Origin of the sequence: Rhodococcus wratislaviensis (genome assembly GCF_041228765.1) — a bacterium.
Lineage (GTDB): Bacteria > Actinomycetota > Actinomycetes > Mycobacteriales > Mycobacteriaceae > Rhodococcus_F > Rhodococcus_F wratislaviensis.
In genome coordinates this window covers 788,110-809,472 of record NZ_CP150488.1, presented here as the reverse complement: position 1 = coordinate 809,472, position 21,363 = coordinate 788,110, and the positions used below count along the sequence as shown (strand labels likewise).

Sequence of the window (21,363 nt, the reverse complement as noted above, 5' to 3'; positions counted from 1 at the left end):
TTCGGATCAGCCGAGGTCGAAGCGGGCGCCGAGCCGCATGCTGCCGGGGGCCAGGCGACTCAGCGCCCGCCCGAACTTGGCTTCGGGCGTGACGGGGACGACGGCCTTGTTGTGCTTGACGGCCCTCACGATCTGCGTCGCCACCCGGTCCGGGGTGAAACCGCGTCTGCGGTAGAGCTTGTCGGTCCGGTCCCGCTTCTTCGCCTGCTCCTCCGGTGTGGCGCCCGCGAAGTCGGTGGCCTTGACGATGTTGGTGTGGACGAGTCCGGGACAGATGGCGCTGACGCCGATGCCGTGGTTCACCAATTCCGCTCGGAGACAGTCCGACAGCATGAACACCGCCGCCTTGCTCGTCGCGTACGCGGTGAGTTGCTTCTGCGGCGTGAAAGCCGCGGCGGACGACAGGTTGACGATGTGCCCACCGGTTCCGCGGTCGATCATCTGCTGGGAGAAGGCGCGAGAGCCGTAGACGACACCCCAGAAATTCACGTCCATCACCCGCTCGAAATCCTTCTGCGGAGTCTTCGTGAACGTGCCCGAATATCCGATTCCGGCGTTGTTGACCACGATGTCGGGGGTGCCGTGCTCAGCCTGCACTTTCTCCGCGAAGCGCTGCACCTCCTCCTCCACCGCGACGTCCACCTGGTACGCGTGGGAGCCGCCACCGAAGATGGCCACCGCACCGCCGCCCTTCATCTGGGCGGAATTGATGAGATCGGAGGTCTGCTGCGCGGATTCGACGTCGCGGTCGGCGACCACCACGACAGCGCCTTCGGACGCGAACGCCAGCGCGGTCTCGCGGCCGATCCCGCTGCCGCCGCCGGTGACGACGACGAGGGTGCCGTCGAGGTCCCGCAGGCGGTGATGCTTCCGAGAACCGCTGCGCCAGCCCCTGACTTCGCCGAGAAGACTCATGTGACCATCTTGTCCGAGTACGGTCGTTTGTGTGCTGATCTGGTACGTCAGCTATGGATCGAACATGGCGACGACGCGTCTGACCTGCTACCTGCGTGGTGGTTGTCCGGCCGGGGGCAACCTCGTGCACGCGGGCGCCCGCGACGCGAGCGCCCCGCGCGAGTCGATTCCGGTGGTGATACCCGGCTCGGTGTTCTTCGCGGGAGAGTCGCGGATCTGGGGCGGCGGCCGCGCGTTCTACGACCCCGACGCGCCCGGCTCCGTCGCGGCCCGCGCATTCCTGGTGACGCAGGAGCAGTTCGAGGACATCCACGCGCAGGAACCCGCCTGCTACGACCGTCTGGTCACGCTCGGATACCGCAACGGTGTCCCCATGTGCACGTTCACCACCCGGGCCCGCGGTGACGTCGTCGCCCGGAACGCACCGGCGCCCGCCTATCTCGCGACCATCGCGGACGGCCTCCGTGAAGCGCACGGCTGGGACGAACCGCAGGTCGCCGATTATTTGACGCGACTTCGGGTTTCCTAGCCGACCCAACTGTGCTTACGTGAGACGGGCCACACGAGGTGGCGTCCACGAAAGGGAGTCGATGTCCGATCTGCATGTCGTAGCGACCATTCCTGCCAAGCCCGGTTCCGAGGACACCGTCCGCGACGGACTGTCCGCGCTGGCCGCGGAGAGCCGCAAGGAAGAGGGCTGCATCTCGTACGAGGTGTTCGAATCAGCCGCCGTCGCGGGAACCTTCGTCACCGTCGAGGTGTGGACCGGTCAGGAGGCGGTCGACGCGCACATGAAGTCGCCGCACTTCCAGGCCGCGCTCGGGACGTTCGGTGAGCACCTCGCCGGGGCACCGGCGATCCACCCGCTGAAGCCGGTTTCCTAGAGTCGTAGTTCGTGACCACTCCACTCACCAGCATCACCCCCGAAGGTCCCGTCCGCGGCGGTGTCGTCGTCATCCAGGAGGCGTTCGGCGTCACCGGGCACATCGTCGACGTCTGCCGTCGTTTCGCCGCCGCCGGGTACCACGCGGTCGCGCCGCACCTGTTCCACCGGAGCGGCGATCCGGTGCTGGAGTACGACGACATGAAGTCGGCGATGTCGTTGATCGGTGAGCTCACCGCCGCGCACATCGGCGAGGACGTCGACGGGGCCGTCGCGGCCCTGTCGGCGGCCTCGATCGACCGGCGGAACACCGCGATCGTCGGATTCTGCATGGGCGGGACGGTCGCGTTACACACGGCGACGCGACTCGACCTCGGGGCGGCGGTGAGTTTCTACGGCGGCGGCGTCGCGAAGGGGCGCTTCGGTTATCCATCTCAACTCGACGTCGCCGGGCAGCTCGGAACGCCGTGGCTCGGCCTGTTCGGAGACCGCGACAAGGGGATCCCGACCGCGGAGGTCGAGGAGTTGCGCGCCGCGGTCGCCCACGCCCCGGTCGACACCGAGATCGTCCGCTACGCCGAGGCCGAACACGGCTTCCACTGTGACGACCGTCCGGCCGTGTACAACGAGGCGGCCGCCCGGGACGGTTGGGCACGAACGCTGCAGTGGTTCGGCACCCACGTCGACGTTGCCGCCGGAACCGACTGACGGCGCTCCGGCCGCACCCCGGTGTACGCCGACGCCGTGTTTGTCGACCACTAGGACACGTAACGGCGTGTCGCGGATTCGGTTGGAAACCCGATGTGCGTCACGGGGGTACGGCCGAAAAGCGCCTGACGTGCCGTCCGGTCTGCTTCATGCGCGAGACCCGTGATCGAACCGTTATAGTCGGCGGCATGACTTCAGTTCTCGGTGTATCGGTAGGCGCCAGCGCGGTGCGCTTCGCGTGCCACGACGCCGTGACACTCGAAACGCCGATCTTCCAATCGCGGTCGGTGACCGCAACACTCGAACGGCCGGAGGAACTCGCTGCCGAGTCCATCGGGACGGTGCTCGCCGAGCGCGACGAGACCGACGAAGTGCAGGCCATCGGTGTCGCGTACCAGGACGAGGCGCAGGCCGGTGCCGTGCAGGCCGCGATGGCACGGCTGAAGATCGGCAACTTCCAATTGGTTCCCGAAGTGACGGCCGCGCTCCAGATGCTCGAGATGTCCGGAGAACTCGGCGACCACTCGACACTCGTGTTCTACGACCTCGGCAGTTCGGGTCTCACCGTCACCGTGGTCGACCGAGACACCGGCATGGTGCTGAGCAGTGCGCGGTCGGACCAGATCAGCGGCGACCTCGTCGACCGGCTGATCTGTGACAACCAACTCGAACTGCACCGCTTCGCGCACCCCGCCGACGCGGCAGCAACGCTCGCGCTGGCCGCGCGGTGCCGCGATGCGAAGGAGCAGTTGTCCACGCACGGCGCGGTGTGCATGCCGGGCGAGGGCGGCCTTCTCCTCCTGTCGCAGGACAGTTTCGATTCGCTCATCGTGGGCCCGGTGGAGACTTCGGCGCGCCTGACCCGCGAGGTTATTCGCCGCTCGGGACGCCTTCCCGACGCCGCGGTTCTGATCGGGGGCGGCGCGCATATTCCGTTGGTCACGTCCGTGATGGAGTCCTGGCTCGACCTTCCGGTGATCGTTCCCGCACAGCCCGAACTGGTGGCCGCCGAGGGTGCGGCCCTGCTGGCGCGTCCGACGTCCGACGAGTTCGTCGCGGCGGTGGCGCCGGAGCACCGGTTCGAGCCGGAATTCGAGCCGGAGGCGGAGTTCGAGCCGGAGGCGGAGTTCGAGCCGGAGCCGGAATTCGAGCGGGAACTGGAATCCGAGCCGGCACCCGAGTCGAAGTCGGCGCCGATCCGGAAGCGTCGTGGCCTCGTCCTCGCCGGCAGCGTCGTGGCCGTGGTCGCCGCGGTGGGTCTCGGACTCGGCGTCGGCACCGACCTCCTGCAGGGTTCGGAAGAGGAAGCGCAGCCGGCCGCCACGCAGTCGAACACGCAGGCGCCGGAAGCGCGGCAAGTGATACCGCCGCAGCCCACGACGACCGCGGAGGTGGCCCCGCCTGCGGACGCAGCCCCGTCGGTGGTCGACGAGCAGCCGGTGATCCCGCCGCAGACCGAGGTGCGCACCACGTACCAGCGGCAGGCGCAGAGTTCGACTCAGGCACCGGCCGCCCCCGAGAGTCAGAGTGTCGTGCCGTCCGACACGTCGGCTCCGCCGACCACATCGGAACCCGCTCCGCTCATTCCGGGTCTGCCGCAGATTCAGCTGCCGACGATTCCGCCGCCGGCGCCGCTCCCCATGCCGGAGTTTCCCCGGATACCCGGGCTCTGAGCACATATAACGAAGCCGGAGGCCGCGAGGCCCCGACACGCGTTCCGTGATCAAACCGTTATAGTCTTTCCATGGTTTCAGTTCTCGGTGTATCGGTGGGTGCCAGCGCGGTGCGCGTGGCGTATCCGGACGACGAGGGGGCCGTCATCCGGACGTTTCCGGTGGATGCCGCCCGCGAGCACCCGGAACACGTGGTTGCCGATGCAATCGAAACGGTGATAGCCGAGCGCCCCGTCGACGACGTGCAGGTCTTCGGTGTCGCGTACCGGGACGAGGCGCAGGCAGCTGCCGTGCAGGCCGCGATCGACTGCCGGCTGGTCCCGGAAGTGACGGCCGCGCTCCGGATGCTCGAGGCGTCGGGACAGCTCGGCGACCATGCGACGCTCGTGTTCTACGACCTCGGCAGCTCCGGCCTCACCGTCACCGTGGTCGACCGACTCACCGGCGCGGTGCTCGGGACGGCGCGGACCGACGAGATCAGCGGCGACGTCGTCGACCGGTTGATCCGCGACCACCAGCTCGACGAGAAGCGCATCGCGCCGCCGGCCGACGAGGTCGCGGAGTCGGAGCTCGACGCCCGTTGCCGCCGCGCCAAAGAGGAGCTGTCCACCAACACCGCGGTCTGCGTACCCGGGGACGGCGGTCTGCTCCTGCTCTCGCAGGACATTCTCGACTCGCTGATCGTGCGCCGCGTCGAGGCGTCGGCGCGCCTGGCCCGCGAGGTGATCGAATCGTCCGGGCGTGCTGCCGACGCCGTGGTTCTGATCGGGGGCGGCGCGCATATTCCGCTGGTCGCGTCTCTGATGGAATCGTGGCTCGCGCTCCCGGTGATCGTGCCGGCGCAGCCGGAACTGGTGGCCGCGGAGGGCGCTGCGCTGCTGGCGCAGGAGGACACTCCGGACCGCAACGGCGCCGAGAGGTTCGCGAAACCCGTGATCCGCGGTGGCGTTCTGGCGGGCGGTGCACTGGCCGTCGTCGCCGTGATCGGTCTCGGTCTCGGCGTCGGTGGCAGCCACCTGCAGAGCTCCGACGGTGACGCACGTCCGGTCGCCACTCAGCCGAGCAACGCGGACGTCTCTCCGTCGCCCGCGCCGGCACCGGCGTCGACGCCACCGCCGTCGGCCGCGGTGTCGGTTCCGGGCCCGGCCGAGGAGGAGGCGAGCGTGCCGGAACCCGCTCCCGCGCCTGCCCCCGCCCCGCGCCCCCTCATTCCCGGTCTGCCGCAGATTCAGCTGCCGACCCTCCCGCCGCCGCCGCTCCCTCCGCTGCCCCGGATCCCGGGGCTCTAGCGGCCCGACGGATCGAGGCTCTCGCCGTTCGCCTCGATCTCACGGACGGCCACGATGTGGTCCATGTGCTCGGCGCCCCACGCGCCGAGCGGTTCGAGGGAGCGGTTGAGGGAAACGCCGAGTTCGGTCAGCGAGTACTCGACCTTCGGCGGAACCTGGTGGTAGACCTCGCGGTGCACGATGGCGTCGGCTTCGAGTTCGCGCAACTGCTGGATCAGCATCTTCTCCGAGATGCCGGGGACCAAGCGCTTGAGGTCGCCGAACCGCTGCTCGCCGGCGTGGAGCGCCCACAGGATCAGCACCTTCCACTTGCCGCCGATGACGTCGATCGCCGCATCGATTCCGCAGGAGTAGGGACGTTGCTGTCTGCGCATGACGCTCCTCACTGACTTTTTGGTAAGTACCTGACTTTGAAGTGGGTACTTGTCGAGTGTAGTGCGCACGCTGAGACTGGAGAAGGCGTTGCTCCGCAGCGTTGCCCGGTCACTCGGGCACGGACGTCCGAAAGCGAATCATGCCTGCACAACTGCCTGCCGTCACCGTCGTCGGGCTCGGGCCGATGGGCCGGGCCATGGCCGGAACACTCCTCGATCACGCCGTGCCGGTCACGGTGTTCAACCGCACCGCGTCGCGCGCCGACGCCGCCGTCGCGGCAGGCGCCCGCCGCGCGATCACCGCAAAGGACGCGCTCGACGCCGCCGATCTGGTGATCGTCAGCCTCACCCACTACCGCGCGATGTACGACCTGCTCGAATCCGCTGCCGACCGTCTCGCCGGCAAGGTCCTCGTCAACCTCAGCTCCGGCACTCCCCGCGAGGCCGAGCGTGCGGCCGCGTGGGCGGTCCGGCACGGCGCCGAATTCCTCACCGGCGGCATCATGGTTCCGGCCACGCTGGTCGGCGACGACACCGCCTACGCCTTCTACAGCGGGCCGCGCGAAGTCCTCGACCGGTGGTCCGACACGCTCGCGCTCCTCGCGCGGCCGGAGTACGTCGGCGCCGATCCGGGTCTGGCCCTGCTCTGGTACCAGGCTCTGCTCGATCTGTTCATGACCACGCTGGTCGGCACGAGTCATGCGGCGGCGCTGATGAAATCTGCCGGGGTGCAGGCCGAGACGTTCCTGCCCTACGCCTCCGACCTGCTCGCGCAGATGCCGTTCTTCCTGGACGGTGCTGCCGAGGAGATCGACCGTCGGGAGTACCCCGACGTCGGGGCGAGCCTCGCCATGATGGCCGCCGGAATCGATCACATCACGACCACCAGCGAGGACGCGCAGATCGATTCGCGACTCCCGGCGGCGGTCCGGGACCTGTACCGGCGCGCCCTCGACCTCGGCTTCGGCGGGCACGGTTCGGGCAGTGTGTACGAGGCGATCGTCGCGCCGGCGCAGCCCGCCCGGGGCGTCGCATGACCGGCACCGACGTCACGGTTCTCGGGCTCGGCGCCATGGGACGGGCTCTCGCGGCCGCGCTGCTGCGGGCTGGGCGGACGGTCACCGTGTGGAACCGCACGCCCGAGAAAGCGGACACGTTGACGAACTCCGATGCGCACCCGGCCGAGTCCGTGTCCGCGGCAGTACGGGCGTCGCCGCTGGTGCTCGTCTGCGTGCTCGACGGCGGCATCATGGCGGTGCCCGACATGATCGGCGGCGGCGACACGTTCGTGCTCTACAGCGGTGCGGCGGAGGCGTTCGACAGGAACCGGCCGGTGCTGGAACTGTTCGGTCGCGCGGTGTTCGTCGGTGACGATGCCGGCGCCGCCGCGATGTACGACCTCGCGCTGCTCGGCGCAATGTACGCCATGTTCGCCGGGTTCGAGCAGGGCGCCGCGATGGTCCGCGGCGCCGGCGGCACCGCCGGGGAACTTGCCGCGATGGCGGCGCCGTTCCTGCGGGCGATGACCGGAAGCTTCGCGGAGTTCGCGGTCGGCATCGACACTCCCGCGCGGTACGAGCCGGTGCAGAGCGCGGAATTCACCGCGGCGGCGATCGACACGATCGCACGGGCGGGCGCCGAAGCGGGCGTGCCGACCGCTCTGCCGACCGCCGTGCGTGCCGTTCTCGCGGGTCCTATCGACGCAGCATGTCCCTGACGTGACCGGTCTCGTTGACCGACGCCACTCGCCGCTCACCGCTGCGGGAGACGAGCACCCGGGTCACGGACACGTACTCGATCGGGAACACGAGGGGTCGGTCGAGCCCCAGCAGTTGCTGGAGGAACACGTTGATGACGCCGCCGTGGGCGAACACGGCGACGGTGTCCTCGTGGCCGGACTCGTCGACGATGTGGCCGAGGGACTCGAACACCCGCGCGCGGAACGCGTCGGCGTCGACGGACTTCGGGAACTCGCCGGCCCGAATCCGGGCGAACGCCTCGGGCGCCCGCGCCTCCGCCTCGTGGAACGGGATGTAGTGGTCGAGGTCGTAGTCGTATTCCGCGAGGCCGACGTACTCGGCGACGGGCAGGTTGAGGGCCTCGGCGACCGGCGCAGCCGTCTCGAGTGCGCGCCGCTGCGGGCTGCTCACGATCCGGGCAATGCGGTACGGGGCCAGCGCGGCAGGCAGCCGCTTGGCCTGGGCGTGACCTTCCTCGGTCAGTGCGGGGTCCGCGCGCCCGTCGGACGCGGTGACGAGCTCGGGCAGCGCGTGGCGGATCAGTAGCAGTTGCACGTCGATCAGCTTGCCAGCTCCCGTACCAGTGCCGCGATCTGGCCGGGCTGATCGATCATGGCGTGGTGGTGCGCGGGACGTACGACACGGAACGCGGCGCCCAGGAACTCGGCGAACTGTCTCTGCATGCGGATCCACGCCGATCCCCAGGGCGTCGGACGTCCGGTGTGGGCGGCGGCCACGACGACGGGTGCCGGCATCGTCGTGGTCTCGCGCAGTTCGGCCAGCTCTTCGGCCAGAGCCGGGTACGACGCGTTCTCGACGATCGAGGATTCGAGGTACGCGGGCTCGCGGTAGATCCGTTCGACCCAACGACGAGTGTCCGGCGCGACCCCGTCGGGCGGTGTCGAGTGGTTCAGGATCCGGCGGACCGTGGGGCCGAGGAGGCGTTGCAGCCCCACTCTGCTGGCCGTTCGGGCCACCCGTCTGCCCATCGTGACGCGCCACCGGGTCGGGATCACACGGTGCGGATGAGCCGTGACGGTGGCGTCCAACAGGATCACACCGCCGGTTCGGTCGGGGTACAGCCGGGCGAAGGCCTCGACGTAGATGCCGCCGAGCGAGTGGCCGACGAGCACTGCCGGAGTGGTCACGGAAAGCGCGTCGAGGACGTCGGCGATTCTCTCGGCCTCGCCGCGAGCGGACGGCCTCTCGGCGGAGGGGGGACTGAACCCGTACCCGGGACGATCGATCCGCACCACGAGGCAGCTCCCGGACAGCAGCTCGGCCACCTCGTCCCAGTCGAACCAGTTGCCGCCCAGGCCGCCGTAGAGGACGACGGGTGGGCCCTCGCCGTCGACCACCACGTGCACTCCCGCGACCATTTCCCCAGGACGTTTCACGTGGAACCATCCGTTTCCGGGGTGACGTGAATCACGCTGAGCGCCACGAAGATCAGCCATCCGCAGAACGCGAGCAGCTGGACGCGCTGGCCGAGTCCGAGCCAGGCGTCCTGTTCGTCGCGCACTCCCGCGGCCGTCAGCGTCCAGACCGTGCCCCCGACGAACACCGTCGCGACGGCCGCGCCGCAAATTTTCAACCAGGTCGGCCAGCGGAAGCGGAACGCGGCCAACAGGAACGCGAGACTCGACACCACACCTCCCGTCGAGGCGGATGCGCTGGTCACGGCGTGCAGATCATGAGTGAGTGGCAGGTGTCCGGCGGCCTCACGCGCAGCGCAGACGGGGTCGTTGGTGGCCGCGCAGCTCATCGGCAGACGCGAATCCGCGATGGTCGCGAGCGCGAACACGATCAGCGCGAGCCACCCGACCGCCGTCACCCAGCCCTGCGAGTACCGCGACAGTCCCAGCACCCCGGCCACGGCGACGATGCATCCGGTCAGCAGGTCGCCGGTCCGGAACCAGAATCCGTACGGCTGGTCCGCGGCGGCGAGTTCGCTCGCGAATCCCCGCAGCGGGTCGATGCCCGTGTCCAGCACGAATTCGAGCAGCCACGACGCGTAGCCGACGGCGCCGAGGATCAGCAGCGCCGCGACGGCCACCCGGCCACGGGAGGTCATTGCCTCGGCTTGGCCAGGGGGAACGCGAGTGTTTCACGGATGCTGCCGCCGGTGATGAGCATGACCACCCGGTCGACGCCCATCCCGAGCCCACCGGTCGGGGGCATGGCGTGTTCGAGGGCCTGCAGGAAGTCCTCGTCGAGTTCCATCGCCTCCTCGTCGCCGCCTGCCGCGAGCATCGACTGCTCGGTGAGACGGTTCCGCTGATCGACCGGGTCGGTGAGTTCGCTGTACGCGGTGCCGAGTTCGACACCCCACGCGACGAGGTCCCATTTCGCGGCGACGCCCGGAATCGTGGGGTGCGGCCGGGTGAGCGGTGACATCGACGTCGGGAAGTTGGTGTAGAAGGTGGGGAACTCGGTGTAGTCCTCCACCAGGTGCTCGTACATCTCCTGCGCCACGGCGCCCGCGTCCCAGGTGGACTGGTACGGGATCTCGTGCTCGTCGCACAGCCGTTGCAGTTCCGCGAGCGGCGTCTCGGGTGAGACGTCGACGCCGAGTTTCTCGGCGACCGCCTGGTGCATCGTCTTGACGGGCCATTCGCCGGAGATGTCGACCTCCACGAGTGTGCCGTCGGGGCCGGGGCGCATGATGATCTCGCGCCCGTATGCCGCGATCGCCGCGGTCTGGATGAGCTCCCGGCACAGCACCATCATCTTCTCGTAGTCGCTGTGCGCCTCGTACGCCTCGAGGATCGTGAACTCCGGGTTGTGTTTGAAATCGACGCCCTCGTTGCGGAACACGCGGCCGATCTCGAACACCTTCTCCATGCCGGCGACGCACAACCGCTTGAGGTACAGCTCCGGCGCGATCCGCAGGTACAGGTCCAGGTTGTAGGCGTTGATGTGGGTCAGGAACGGTGCCGCGTTGGCGCCGCCGTGCACCTGCTGCAGGATCGGGGTCTCCACCTCGAGGAATCCGCGGCCGCCGAGCGAATCGCGCAGCGATTTCACGACGGCGCTGCGGGCCTCGAGCAGTCGGCGGGCGTCGGAGTTGATGGCGAGGTCGACGTATCGCTGCCGGACGCGGGTCTCCGGGTCGGACAGGCCCTTCCACTTGTCCGGCAGGGGGTGCAGGCACTTGCCGGTCATGCGCCACTCGTTCGCGAGCAGCGACAGCGCTCCGCGGCGGCTGTATCCGATGACGCCGGCGACCTCGACGAGGTCACCGAGGTCGAACTCGGCGGCGAATGCCCGGATGCGGTCGGTGCCTACCCGGGCCTCGTCGACGAGGATCTGGATGTCGCCGGACCAGTCCCGGACCACCGCGAACACGACCCCGCCGTAGTCGCGGATCCGGAGCAACCGGCCTGCGATGCGGACCGTCGTTCCCTCCGGCGACTCCACGGCCTCCGTCACCGTGTGTGTCGGCGGATACGCGACGGGGTAGGGGTCGATGCCCTGTTCGGCGAGGCCGGCCAGTTTGTCGAGCCGGACGCGGACCTGCTCGGGACGTCTCGGTCCGGTCGCCGCCGGTGCGAGGCCTTCGCCGGGTGCGCTGCCGTCGGAGTGCAGCCCTTCGGCGGCGACGAGGGCGGTGGGGACCGCGGCGTGGGTGCCGGTGTGCTCGAGGGCGTCCCGGGTTCCGGAGCGGCCGAACCGGGGCAGGGTCACGAATCCTTCCGCGACGGCCGACGCGAATCCGACGCGCAGCAGTTCCCGGTTGTCCTCGAAGCAGAGGTACCGCGGAACCCATTCCGGCTGGTACTTCACGTTGGACCGGTAGAGCGCCTCGAGCTGCCACCAGCGGGAGAAGAAGACGAGGATCGAGCGCCAGATCCGCAGGATGGGTCCTGCCCCGATGCGGGAGCCTTCCTCGAAGACCGAGCGGAACACCGCGAAGTTCAGCGACACCTTGGTGATGCCGAATTGATCCGAGGTGGTGGCCAGTTCGGACACCATCAGTTCCACCACCCCGTTGGGGGAGGTCGGCTTGCGGCGCATCAGGTCGAGGGAGACACCGGTGGGCCCCCACGGCACCAGCGACAGGATGCCGTCGATCTCACCGTCCTCGGCGATCGCCTCCACCAGCAGGCAGTCGCCGTCCAGACGGTCACCGAGTCGGCCTAGGGCCATGGAGAATCCGCGCTCGGTCTCGGTGTCGCGCCACGCGTCCGCGAGCCGGATCGTTTCGGCCATCTCCTCCGCGGGGACGTCCCGGTGCCTGCGGATCCGGACGGTGACTCCTTGGCGCCGGACACGGGTGACGGCTTGCCGGACCTGCCGCATGTCGCGTCCGCTGAGGTTGAACTCGCGGGTGCGGAGGATGGCTTCGTCGCCGAGTTGGAGCACGGTGAGACCGGCCTTGTTGTACGCGGTGGCGCCGGTTTCGCTGGCGCCCATCACGGCGGTGGCCCAACCGTATTGGGACGCGAGTGCCTGCCACGCCTCGATCGCGTGCGGCCACGCCTCCGGGTCGCCGATCGGGTCGCCGCTGGCCAGGCACACGCCCAGTTCGACACGGTAGGTGATGGCCGCTTTCCCGCTGGGGGCGAACACGACGGCCTTGTCGCGGCGGGTGGCGAAGTAGCCGAGGGAGTCGTCGGCGCCGTACTGCAACAGCAGTCCGCGCAGCGCCGATTCGTCGTTGCCGGTGAGCGCGTTGTGGGAGCGCTGGGCGCGGAACAGGGTGATGACGGCGGCCAGCAGGGCGATCGCGCCGAACAGGCCGAGGAGGGTGTTGACGAATCCGTGTGGCCGCCCGCTGAACTGTTCGTTGTCGGCGGCGGCGAGCGCGGTCACGCGGTTGAGCGCCCACAGGAAACGCTCGCCCTGCGGCAGCGTGCCGGGGAACAATTCGACGAGTCCCCACCCGACGAGGGTGCCGATGGCGAGACCGACGATGAGCACGCCCAGCGCTTTCCAGCCTGCACCGCGCCGGACTCGGGTGTAGAACTCGGGCCGGGCCGCGATCAGGATTCCGATCAGCACCACCTGGACCACGGCGGCGAGCATCGCGTTCACGTTCCGGTCGGTGATGCTCACGATCACGTTGGTGATCAGGATCAGAGTCAGGTAGATCGTCAGCAGCCACCAGGCAATGCGCTTGCGGCTCGCCAGCGCCGCCGCGAGCAGCGCGACCACCAGCGCCCACGACAGGCTGGTGTCGGGAGCGTCGAAGTAGTAGGTGTCGATGTACTCCCGCGGCACGTGCACGTAGTAGCGCAGCACCGGCGAGATGCTCCACAGGAACACGAGCACCGAGAAGACGCCCAGGATCAGTCCCGCGATGTGAGGAACCTGGTGCAGGCGCCCGTTCTTCGAGCCGAGTGCGGGTCGGGGCCGTGGTGCGGTGAGGTCGGCCTCGGACGCGTGGTGTGTCTCGGTGCTAGCTGACATCGAGCGTTTCCTTCCCGGCGAGAGATACGTACCGATCACGGGAGACAGGTGTTCCAGTGTTCAGTGTGAGCCGTCGGGCCGCGATTTGGGTGGAGAGGGAAGATAGAGGCATGTCCGACATTCACGACGCCGTCCCGATCCGCGACGAATCCATCCGCCTCGGCCAATTCCTCAAGCTCGCCAACCTCATCGAGTCGGGTGCGGAGGCGAAGGAAGTGATCGCCGACGGACTCGTGTCGGTGAACGGTGAGGTCGAGGTGCGGCGGGGGCGGCAGTTGCGGGACGGGGACGTCGTGGAGATCGGTGGGATGACGGCCCGGGTCAGTTCTCAGTCCTGACGGTTCGCGGTCGCGAACCTCTGCAGGAACAGCGCCTCGGCGACGGCGAGGTTCTCGATCTCGCTGGGATCCACACTTTCGTTGGGGGCGTGGATGAGGCAGCGCGGTTCCTCCACCCCGATCAGGGCGATCTCCGCATTCGGGACGACGGCGGAGAAGACGTTGCACAGCGGGATGGAGCCGCCCTGCCCGACGGTTCCGAGTTCCTTCCCGAACGCCTCCTCCATCGCCGCGCCGAGTGCGGCGTAACCGGGACCGTCGGTGGTCGCCCGGAACGGGGAGCCCACCGCTTCGCGGTCCACGGTCACCCGCGCATTCCACGGGGCGGCGTTCTCGAGGTGCGCGGCGAGCGCGTCCTGCGCCTTCTGCGGGTCCATGCCGGGCGGCACCCGCAGGTTGAGACGGGCCGATGCGCGCGGCTGGATGGCGGCGGCCGAGCCGACCACCGGCGGGCAGTCGATGCCGAGGATCGTCAGGGCAGGCCGTGCCCACACGGCGTCGGCGACGGAACCCGTACCGGCGAGACTCACACCGTCGAGCACGCCGGCGTCGGTGCGGAACTGTGCCTCGGGGTAGTCGACGCCCGCCCACTTCTGGTCCGAGTCGAGCCCGTCGACGACGGTGTTGCCGTCCGCGTCACGCAGGGTGGCGAGCATCTGGACGAGGGCGGCCAGCGCGTCGGGGGCCGGTCCGCCGAACATGCCCGAATGCACCTCCCCGGCCAGGGTCTCGACGTGGACCACGACGTTCGCGATGCCGCGCAGCGTTGTGGTGACGGTCGGGCTGCCGACCGCGGCGTTTCCGGTGTCGACGACGAGGATCATGTCGGCGTCGAAGAGTTCGGGCCTGGCCTCGACGAGGTTCTCGAGCCCGCCGGTACCCATTTCCTCCGACCCTTCGGCGACGATTCTGATGCCGACGGGGAACGGGGTGCCGAGCGCGCGCAGCGCCAGCAGGTGCATCACGATGTTGCCCTTGCAGTCGGCCGCGCCGCGCCCGTACCAGCGGCCGTCCCGCTCGGTGAGGGTGAAGGGGTCGGTGTGCCAGAGCTTCTCGTCGCCGGGCGGTTGAACGTCGTAGTGGCAGTACAGCAGTACCGTCGGGGCACCCTCGGGCGCGGCCTGGTGGCCCACGACGGCGTGTGAACCGTCGGATGTCTCGAGCAGTTCGACCTGTCCGATTCCGGCTCCGATGAAGGCGTCCCGGACCCATTCGGCGGCGCTAACGCATTCCTCCGGTGGGAATTGCCGCGGATCGGCCACCGACCGCATCGCCACCAGCGCGGCGAGTTCGTCACGCGCCGCGGGCATCAGCTCGGCTACCTTGGAACGGATTTCGTCGGACATCAACGCCTCCTCGGGGTTCCCCTAATTCTCGTCCACGAGTTTCAGATCGGCGACGGCGGACTCGAATTCCGCCGACCTGTCCGGGCAGTACACGGAGATCGCCAGTCGCTCGCCCTCGACGAGATTGCTGGTCGCGAGAATCGGACGCTGTCCGGGCCCGGCTGCTCCGCTCACCAGCTGCTGATCCAGCACGCCCGTCTTCAGGGCGTTGTCCGGATCGGTGCACGCCGCGGCACCGTCGGTTCCGAGCACGCGGGCGGAGGCGTCGACGTCGAGCGGCCCGAGCCCGGCTCGTTCGAATCGTTCCGACAGTTCGGTGGCCTTGGCTACCGCCTCGGCGGACTGCTTGTGCTGGTTGAACACCACGAGACCCCAGACGAGGAGTCCGACGAACGCGGCGGCAAGGACGGAATACAGGATCCAGTGGGTGTTTTCAGGTCTCTTGTGCAGGTCGTCGACCGGGGCGGTGTTCACGGACTGGTCGTCGGGGCCCATGCGCCCGGAGGTGGTCATCATGCCTCCCCGGCGAGCGGGTCGGCCGCCAGGTCCTGTTTCCAGGACGGTTTGCGGAGCGCGAGGATCAGCAGCGGGACGCCGAGTCCGACGATTCCGAATCCGCCCCCGACGATGAGGACGTAGACGAGCACGCTGCCGCCGCCGAATTGGGAGGGCGGAACGAAGCCGATGCAGAAGGCGGCGAGGCTCGCGACGATGCCCACCCAGCACAGCACGAACAGCGCGGGCGCACGGTAGCCGCGGGGGTGGTCCGGCTGTTGCCTGCGCAGCCGCATCGCGGCGACGAACATCAGCACGTACACCACGAGATACACCTGGGTGGTGATGACGGAGAGGATCCAGTACGCGCTCGACACCTCGGGGATGAACGCGTAGAGAAGGGCGATCAGGGTGGTGACCACACCCTGCGCCACCAGGATGTTCTGCTGGATGCCGTGTTTGTTGAGCCGCTGCAGGATCGGTGGCAGGAATCCGTCCTGGCGTCCGATCATGAGCAGTCCCTTGGACGGTCCCGCGAGCCAGGTGAGCATGCCGCCGAGGGAGGCGGCGATGAGCATGAGGGCGAGAACGGGAGTGGCCCAGCCGAACCCGAAGTGGGCGAAGAAGGTGTCGAACGCCTGCATCACGCCTGCGGTCAGCGACAGCTTCTCGGCGGGCACCACCCAGCTGATGGCGATGGCGGGAAGGATGAAGATTCCGAGGACCAGTCCCATGGCCACGAACATCGCCCGGGGGAACTCGCTCGCCGGTCTCCGCAGGCTGGAGACGTGGACGGCATTCATCTCCATGCCCGAGTAGGAGAGGAAGTTGTTGACGATCAGCACGAGACTGGCGATGCCGGTCCAGGCGGGGAGCAGGGCGCTGAATTCCATCGGTGCGGCCGAGGCATTGCCCTGGCCGAGGAACACGATGCCCATCACGATGAGCAGCACACCGGGAATCAACGTGCCCAGTACCAGTCCGGCGCTCGACAGACCCGCGACGGCCTTCATTCCCCGGGAGGACACGAGAACACCGGTCCAGAACAGGGTGACGATGATGATGGCCGTGTACAGCCCGTTCGCGGCGAGGGCCGGATTGATCACGTACGCAAAGGTGCTCGCGACGTAGGCGAGGAGCGTCGGATAGTAGAAGATCGTCATCGCGAACTGGCACCAGACGGCCAGGAATCCCATCTTCGCCGAGATGCCTTCGCCCACCCAGCGGTAGACGCCACCGGACCATCCGGAGGCGAGCTCCGCGGAGACCAGCGACGTCGGCAGCAGGAAGACGATGGCGGGCACGACGTACAGGAACACGCAGGCCAGCCCGTACACGGCCATCGAGGGTGCCGATCTCAGACTGGCCACCGAACTGGTGGTCATCATGGCCAGCGCGATCCAGGTGATGTATTGCTGCCGGGGCGCGGCTCGCACCGATCGGGGCGCGTCTTCCCGGCTGGTCTCTCCGGCGGCGTCGACACTCATCGGCTTCACCCTCCGTAGGAGCGGGTCGTGCGAACGACCGCTGGATTCCTCCGGATTATTGCGTCAGCGCTCGAAGCCTCGCAGCGGTTCGGGACCGATAGATACCGAACCGCCGCTCGGTTCTCGCCGGATCAGCGGACGACGACGCCGTCCTGATCGCTGTAGACGGTCTCGCCGGGATTGAACGTGACGCCGCCGATCTCGATGGGGACGTTCTTCTCACCGGAGCCGGTCTGGGTGCTCTTGCGGGGGTTGGTGCCCAGCGCCTTGACGCCGATGTCGAGGGTCTTCAGGATCGCCGAGTCGCGGACCGCACCGTTGACGATCACGCCGGCCCAGCCGTTGTCGACGCCGCGTCCGGCGATGATGTCGCCGACCAGGGCGGTGTGGATGCTGGCGTCACCGTCGACCACGAGGACGCCGCCGTTGCCGGGCTCGCCGAGGGTCTGCTTGACCAGCAGGTTGTCCTGGAAGCATTTGATGGTGGTGATGGGGCCGGAGAACACTTCACGGCCACCGAACTGGATGAACTGCGTGTCGCAGCTCCGGATGTCGGGTCCGATCTCGTCTGCCAGGTCAGCGGTTGCCACGGGTTCAGTCATACGCGTCAGGATAGAGGGCAGGCGCTGGGAGAATGCGGGCCATGACCATTGCAGTGACAGGAGCCACGGGGTCCATCGGCGGCAAGGTGCTCGAGCGGCTCGGCGGCGGCGCCGGGGTCCGGCTGATCGGGCGGAACGCGCAGCGGCTCGAGCCGCTGGCCGAGCATTTCGACTCCGCGTTCGCGGTGGCCACGTATGCCGACGGTCCGGCGATGACCGCCGCGCTGGACGGCGTCCGGTTGCTGTTCCTGGTCTCGGGCCACGAGAGCGCCACCCGCCGCGAGGAGCACCGCACCGCCGTGGACGCCGCCCGTGCCGCCGGGGTGGAGCGGATCGTCTACCTGTCGTTTCTGGGCGCGGCGCCCGAGTGCACGTTCACGTTCGGGCGCGACCACTACTTCACGGAGCAGCACATCCGGGAGAGTGGTCTGAAGTACACGTTCCTGCAGGACAGCTGGTACCAGTCGATGATCCCGCTGATGGCCGACGAGCAGGGCGTCATCCGGGGTCCCGCCGGGGACGGCCGGGTGAGCGCGGTGGCGCCGGACGACGTCGCCGATGCGGTGACGGCGGTGCTCACCACCGGCAACGGCGACCATGACGGCGTCACCTACCGGCTGACCGGACCGGAAGCGTTCACCCTCACGGAGGCCGCCGAGACGATCACAAGGGTGACCGGACGTTCGGTGCGGTTCGAGAACGAGACCCTGGACGAGGCGTACGCGTCCCGCGCTCACTTCGGGGCGCCGGACTTCGAGGTCGCAGGGTGGGTGACCTCGTACGCAGCGATCGCGGCCGGTGAGTTGGCCGTGGTGACGGGGGACGTCGAGACGCTCACCGGTCGGCCGCCGCAGACCTTCGCCGACTATCTGAACAGCTACACTTGACCCGTCCTGGCATAGCGAGCGGTAGATAGGTCTTTGATGGTCAGCTCATCCAAGGGTGCGACGCCCACCGAGGTCGGCAACGCAGCAGACTGGCGCCGCCTCGAACCCACGAAGTTGACGCCGATCCTCAGCGCCTCCCTCGACGCGTTCTACGAACACGGCTTCCACGGCACCTCGGTGCGCGACATCGCCCGCCGAGTCGGTGTCACGGTACCCGCTCTCTATTACCACCACGAGAACAAGGAGGCCGTTCTCCTGGCGCTCCTGGAACTCTCCACCAGCGACGTTCTCGAGCGCGCCCACGCCGCGAGCGCCGACGGCGGCGACGATCCGGTGCAGCGACTGGCCAACGTCATCGAGGCGATCGTGCTGCGGATGACCATGCGATCCCGGCTGGCGGCGCTCGAGAGCGAGGTGCGTTACCTGAGCCCGGAGAATCGGCAGCGTTACCGCACGGTCCGCAAGGGTGTGGAGGAACTGGTCCTCGAGATCGTCAAGGAAGGCAAGAAGCGGGAGCTTTTCGACGTGGCGGATGCCGCGGAGACGACGCGGGCGCTTCTCGGTATGTGCCAGTCGATTCCGCGTTGGTATCACGCCGAGGGCAAGCTGACCCCGGACGCTGTTGCCCGCAAGTACGTCGAGATCGCGATGAAGACGGTGGGATCCACCGAGGCTCCCGTCAAACCGAAGAAGAGGCGCACCGCCGACGTCTGACCGGCGATGCGCCTCGGCAGGTTTCGGTTGTCAGCTCCCCAGGCCCAGCCCCGGTGACGGAACGGCGTCGAACTGCGTCGTCGTCTCGGCGGGGGTGCCGTTCGGTGGGGCGTAGGTGAACACGACTGTGTAGCGGCCGGCCTCGTGCGTCCGGATCGCTGCCGTCCCGGCACCGAGGGTGAGCGGGATGGTTCGTGTGTTCACGTCGCCGTCGGGCTCGGTGATCTCGAGTTCGACCGGAGTGGATCCGTCGGTGCCGGTCGGGGTGGGGGTGACCAGCGCGCCGAGCGTCACCAGATTGTTGGCGTGCACGGTCCCGATGGGCGGAACGACGGTGATCTGATAGGTGGTTGCGGCGGTTGCCGTGGGCGCCAGAGCGAGTGAGGCCGCTCCTGCCAGTGCGGCAATGGTCAGGGTCCCTCGCGAGAAGTGCACAAAATCCCTTCCTGTCGACGGTCTCTACGCGCAGCCACGTTACGGCAGAACCGGGAGTTGCCCACCCTCATTCGCCGTGTGTCCGAGAATAGTTCGAACACACGGCTTTCCGTCGATCACATCTCCAAAGCGGTTCAGGATGCGGTGTTTTCCCGCGCGACCGTACCGTTGGTGTGCTGTACGGGGCAGGTTCTGGGGAAGGTGCCCAGTTTCTCCACTTCGTACCCGGTCGGGTAGCTGCGAATGTTGGGGAGGTCGCGGGCGAACTTGGGCTCGGTGCGCACGGGGTAGAACCGGACGAGGCGTGCGCGAGCCTTCAGCGCCCCGCGGGAGAGCGTCCGCACGAGGCGGGAGGGCCTGCAGTAGGCGAACGCGTCGAGAAGCGGATCGTCCATGAGCGCCCAGGAGAATCGCTTGATCAGGGCGGCGGGCGCGAGGTTGTTCGGCGGGAACGTGCAGAGGAGTTCGAGCGTGGAGTCGGCGACGGCGCGGCCACCCTGATCGAAGAGGAAGTGCTCACGCTCGTAGTCGTCGAGGAACGTCTCGAACGCCTCGAAGGTCTCGGGAATCTCCTTGATACCCATGTACTTGCCGAGCGCACGGTAGTAGTTGGTGGATCCGACGATCTCGTTGCGGGTGAGTTTCCGCCAGCCGAAGTCGTCGATCCAGCGCACCGGCGTCACCACGAACGTCGACAGCACGTACCGCATGTCGTCGTTGGAGATGTCGTAGGAGCCGTGCATCTGGTTCATCCGGCGGATCCCGGCGCGGCCGGGATCGCTGGTGAAGCCGTGTTCGAGGACGGCGTCGAGGATCAGTCCGGTGTCGTCGTAGCGCTTCTGCACGCGTTCGGTGAACTCGCCGGTCTCGAACAGCAACCGGCCGATGGTGGGCACGGCGTACGTCCGGAACAGCGCGAAGCTGAGGGCTTGATTGATGTCCCAGGGAAATTCCTGCGTGGCGAGAATCCGGTAGATCTCTTCGTGCTGCGTCTCGGGATCGAGTCGCTCGGTCCGGTGACGTAGATCGAAGCGTTTCATGAGTTTCACTTCCTGCAGCGGCTGTGACAGATGACCAGGCAATTTAGCGATCGTTCAGACAGCTCGACTGTATCGCCCGTCACAGTGCGACGCCAGAGTGGCATTATGCAAACACATGGCGCGAAATTCTCCGCAGACCGAACGCATCGTGATGCTGACCGAACTCCTCGCGGACGAGCCGGAGACGCCCCGGAGCCTCGCCGACATCGCCCGGCACCTCGGCGTCGCGAAGGCCACCTGCTATCCGATGGTCGTGGCGCTGACCGAGGCCGGCTGGCTCATCCGGCACCCCACCCGCAAGACCTACCGTCTCGGTCCCGCGCTGATCCCGGTCGGACGCGCCGCCGAGACGGCCACGGACGTCGTCGACCTCGCGCGGTCGGTGATGCACGAACTGGCCGACGCGTCCGACATGGCATCCATCGCGTTCGTGCAATCGGGAAGCGACGTGGTGGTGGCGGAGGTGGTGCAACCAGTGGGGGGACGCCGCGGAACCCTGGGCCTGCGGCTCGGCGACAAGGTGCTGCTCGCGCCGCCCATCGGGTCGGGGATCGCGGCCTGGTATCCGCCGGAGCAGCGCGAGGAATGGTATGCCCTCGGCGGGCAGAATCTGGGTGTCGACGTGGACGTGCTGCGGGCGACGTACGAGCCGGCCCTCGCACTCGTCCGGGAGCGCGGATACGCGATGGAATGCATGGAACAGCAACAGCATTCACTGGCGGATGCCGTGTCGGAACTTCGCGGTCGCGGTGTGGGCGGGCACCGCTCGACCGTCGCGCTGCGGGAGGCGCGGAAACTGTTGTCGGCGGATGCGGTGGTCGGTGACATCGACCCGGAGGGCAGCTACCAGCCGCTGTCGATCAATGCCGCGGCGTTCGACCGGGACGGTGAACCCGCGGTCGTGCTGTGTGTGGCCGATGCGTCCCGTCCGATGTCGGGTGTGCGCACGGCGGAGATCGGTGAATTGGTCCGCGACGCCGCGGCGCGGGTGACGGCCGCCATGCACGGCCGCCACCCGTGAGTACT

23 protein-coding genes are annotated in these 21,363 nt (G+C 68.3%); 11 read left to right on the top strand and 12 right to left on the bottom strand.

Features of this window, described 5'->3' with window-relative positions; translation table 11 throughout:
• Window positions 1–6 precede the first annotated feature (6 nt).
• The gene (locus WKC72_RS03680; protein WP_370181784.1) at window positions 7–915 is read right to left on the bottom strand and encodes an SDR family NAD(P)-dependent oxidoreductase; all 909 of its coding nucleotides are present in this window, start codon (window positions 913–915) and stop codon (window positions 7–9) included.
• A gap of 31 nt (window positions 916–946) precedes the next feature.
• Here WKC72_RS03680 and WKC72_RS03675 point away from each other — a divergent pair, with 31 nt between their 5' ends.
• The 5 genes from WKC72_RS03675 (at window position 947) to WKC72_RS03655 (ending at window position 5,468) form a co-directional block, all read left to right on the top strand.
• The gene (locus WKC72_RS03675; RefSeq protein ID WP_037240385.1) at window positions 947–1,444 is read left to right on the top strand and encodes a hypothetical protein; all 498 of its coding nucleotides are present in this window, start codon (window positions 947–949) and stop codon (window positions 1,442–1,444) included.
• Between the two features lie 61 nt (window positions 1,445–1,505).
• Complete coding sequence (locus WKC72_RS03670; RefSeq protein WP_005249047.1) at window positions 1,506–1,799, top strand: putative quinol monooxygenase; 294 nt, start codon at window positions 1,506–1,508, stop codon at window positions 1,797–1,799.
• An 11-nt stretch (window positions 1,800–1,810) separates the two neighbouring features.
• Window positions 1,811–2,506, top strand: a complete 696-nt coding sequence (locus WKC72_RS03665; protein WP_370181782.1) for a dienelactone hydrolase family protein — start codon at window positions 1,811–1,813, stop codon at window positions 2,504–2,506.
• A 188-nt stretch (window positions 2,507–2,694) separates the two neighbouring features.
• Window positions 2,695–4,179: an Hsp70 family protein gene (locus WKC72_RS03660; RefSeq protein WP_370181781.1), complete on the top strand. Its 1,485-nt coding sequence runs from the start codon at window positions 2,695–2,697 to the stop codon at window positions 4,177–4,179.
• Between the two features lie 71 nt (window positions 4,180–4,250).
• Window positions 4,251–5,468: an Hsp70 family protein gene (locus WKC72_RS03655; protein WP_370181780.1), complete on the top strand. Its 1,218-nt coding sequence runs from the start codon at window positions 4,251–4,253 to the stop codon at window positions 5,466–5,468.
• Here the strand turns inward: WKC72_RS03655 and WKC72_RS03650 are convergent.
• Window positions 5,465–5,842, bottom strand: coding sequence for a helix-turn-helix domain-containing protein (locus tag WKC72_RS03650; protein ID WP_037240382.1), 378 nt, complete (start codon window positions 5,840–5,842; stop codon window positions 5,465–5,467). The genes WKC72_RS03655 and WKC72_RS03650 overlap by 4 nt on opposite strands.
• Before the next feature lie 140 nt (window positions 5,843–5,982).
• Here WKC72_RS03650 and WKC72_RS03645 point away from each other — a divergent pair, with 140 nt between their 5' ends.
• A complete protein-coding gene (locus tag WKC72_RS03645) occupies window positions 5,983–6,879 on the top strand; it encodes an NAD(P)-dependent oxidoreductase (RefSeq protein WP_370181779.1) in 897 nt (298 codons plus the stop codon).
• Window positions 6,876–7,559, top strand: coding sequence for an NAD(P)-binding domain-containing protein (locus tag WKC72_RS03640; RefSeq protein ID WP_370181778.1), 684 nt, complete (start codon window positions 6,876–6,878; stop codon window positions 7,557–7,559). Before WKC72_RS03645 ends, WKC72_RS03640 begins: the two co-directional genes overlap by 4 nt.
• On the opposite strand, the gene WKC72_RS03635 is transcribed toward WKC72_RS03640, so the two are convergent.
• From WKC72_RS03635 to lysX, 4 genes are read right to left on the bottom strand one after another with little or no spacing between them, the layout of a single operon-like run.
• Window positions 7,537–8,136 (bottom strand): histidine phosphatase family protein, encoded by a 600-nt coding sequence (locus WKC72_RS03635; protein WP_370181776.1) that lies wholly within the window; start codon window positions 8,134–8,136, stop codon window positions 7,537–7,539. The genes WKC72_RS03640 and WKC72_RS03635 overlap by 23 nt on opposite strands.
• Before the next feature lie 5 nt (window positions 8,137–8,141).
• Window positions 8,142–8,960: an alpha/beta fold hydrolase gene (locus WKC72_RS03630; protein ID WP_370184248.1), complete on the bottom strand. Its 819-nt coding sequence runs from the start codon at window positions 8,958–8,960 to the stop codon at window positions 8,142–8,144.
• 14 nt (window positions 8,961–8,974) lie between these two features.
• A complete protein-coding gene (locus WKC72_RS03625; RefSeq protein ID WP_370181775.1) occupies window positions 8,975–9,655 on the bottom strand; it encodes a DUF998 domain-containing protein in 681 nt (226 codons plus the stop codon).
• Entirely contained in the window at window positions 9,652–12,993 is a 3,342-nt protein-coding gene (gene lysX / locus WKC72_RS03620; RefSeq protein WP_370181774.1) for a bifunctional lysylphosphatidylglycerol synthetase/lysine--tRNA ligase LysX, read from the bottom strand. Before lysX ends, WKC72_RS03625 begins: the two co-directional genes overlap by 4 nt.
• 110 nt (window positions 12,994–13,103) lie before the next feature.
• Between lysX and WKC72_RS03615 the strand changes: the two genes are divergently transcribed.
• On the top strand, window positions 13,104–13,331 hold the full coding sequence (locus WKC72_RS03615; RefSeq protein WP_005263380.1) for an RNA-binding S4 domain-containing protein: 228 nt from the start codon (window positions 13,104–13,106) through the stop codon (window positions 13,329–13,331).
• Here the strand turns inward: WKC72_RS03615 and WKC72_RS03610 are convergent.
• The 4 genes from WKC72_RS03610 to rraA form a co-directional block, all read right to left on the bottom strand.
• Window positions 13,322–14,677 carry a dipeptidase gene (locus tag WKC72_RS03610; RefSeq protein WP_370181772.1) on the bottom strand — a complete coding sequence of 452 codons (1,356 nt, stop codon included), beginning with the start codon at window positions 14,675–14,677 and terminating at the stop codon, window positions 13,322–13,324. The genes WKC72_RS03615 and WKC72_RS03610 overlap by 10 nt on opposite strands.
• A gap of 21 nt (window positions 14,678–14,698) precedes the next feature.
• The gene (locus WKC72_RS03605; RefSeq protein ID WP_370181771.1) at window positions 14,699–15,190 is read right to left on the bottom strand and encodes a hypothetical protein; all 492 of its coding nucleotides are present in this window, start codon (window positions 15,188–15,190) and stop codon (window positions 14,699–14,701) included.
• Complete coding sequence (locus WKC72_RS03600; RefSeq protein WP_112301373.1) at window positions 15,190–16,659, bottom strand: APC family permease; 1,470 nt, start codon at window positions 16,657–16,659, stop codon at window positions 15,190–15,192. Before WKC72_RS03600 ends, WKC72_RS03605 begins: the two co-directional genes overlap by 1 nt.
• Before the next feature lie 131 nt (window positions 16,660–16,790).
• On the bottom strand, window positions 16,791–17,261 hold the full coding sequence (rraA, locus tag WKC72_RS03595; RefSeq protein ID WP_005563989.1) for a ribonuclease E activity regulator RraA: 471 nt from the start codon (window positions 17,259–17,261) through the stop codon (window positions 16,791–16,793).
• Between the two features lie 41 nt (window positions 17,262–17,302).
• On the opposite strand from rraA, the gene WKC72_RS03590 reads away from it, so the two are divergent.
• On the top strand, window positions 17,303–18,148 hold the full coding sequence (locus WKC72_RS03590) for an SDR family oxidoreductase (protein ID WP_268792180.1): 846 nt from the start codon (window positions 17,303–17,305) through the stop codon (window positions 18,146–18,148).
• Between the two features lie 36 nt (window positions 18,149–18,184).
• The gene (locus WKC72_RS03585) at window positions 18,185–18,862 is read left to right on the top strand and encodes a TetR/AcrR family transcriptional regulator (protein WP_037240368.1); all 678 of its coding nucleotides are present in this window, start codon (window positions 18,185–18,187) and stop codon (window positions 18,860–18,862) included.
• A gap of 30 nt (window positions 18,863–18,892) precedes the next feature.
• Here WKC72_RS03585 and WKC72_RS03580 read toward each other — a convergent pair whose 3' ends face one another.
• Both WKC72_RS03580 and WKC72_RS03575 read right to left on the bottom strand, forming a co-directional pair.
• Window positions 18,893–19,297 carry a hypothetical protein gene (locus WKC72_RS03580; RefSeq protein ID WP_112301375.1) on the bottom strand — a complete coding sequence of 135 codons (405 nt, stop codon included), beginning with the start codon at window positions 19,295–19,297 and terminating at the stop codon, window positions 18,893–18,895.
• 134 nt (window positions 19,298–19,431) lie between these two features.
• Window positions 19,432–20,337 (bottom strand): oxygenase MpaB family protein, encoded by a 906-nt coding sequence (locus WKC72_RS03575; protein WP_370181770.1) that lies wholly within the window; start codon window positions 20,335–20,337, stop codon window positions 19,432–19,434.
• 115 nt (window positions 20,338–20,452) lie between these two features.
• Between WKC72_RS03575 and WKC72_RS03570 the strand changes: the two genes are divergently transcribed.
• Window positions 20,453–21,358, top strand: a complete 906-nt coding sequence (locus WKC72_RS03570; protein WP_037240360.1) for an IclR family transcriptional regulator — start codon at window positions 20,453–20,455, stop codon at window positions 21,356–21,358.
• Window positions 21,359–21,363: the final 5 nt, after the last annotated feature.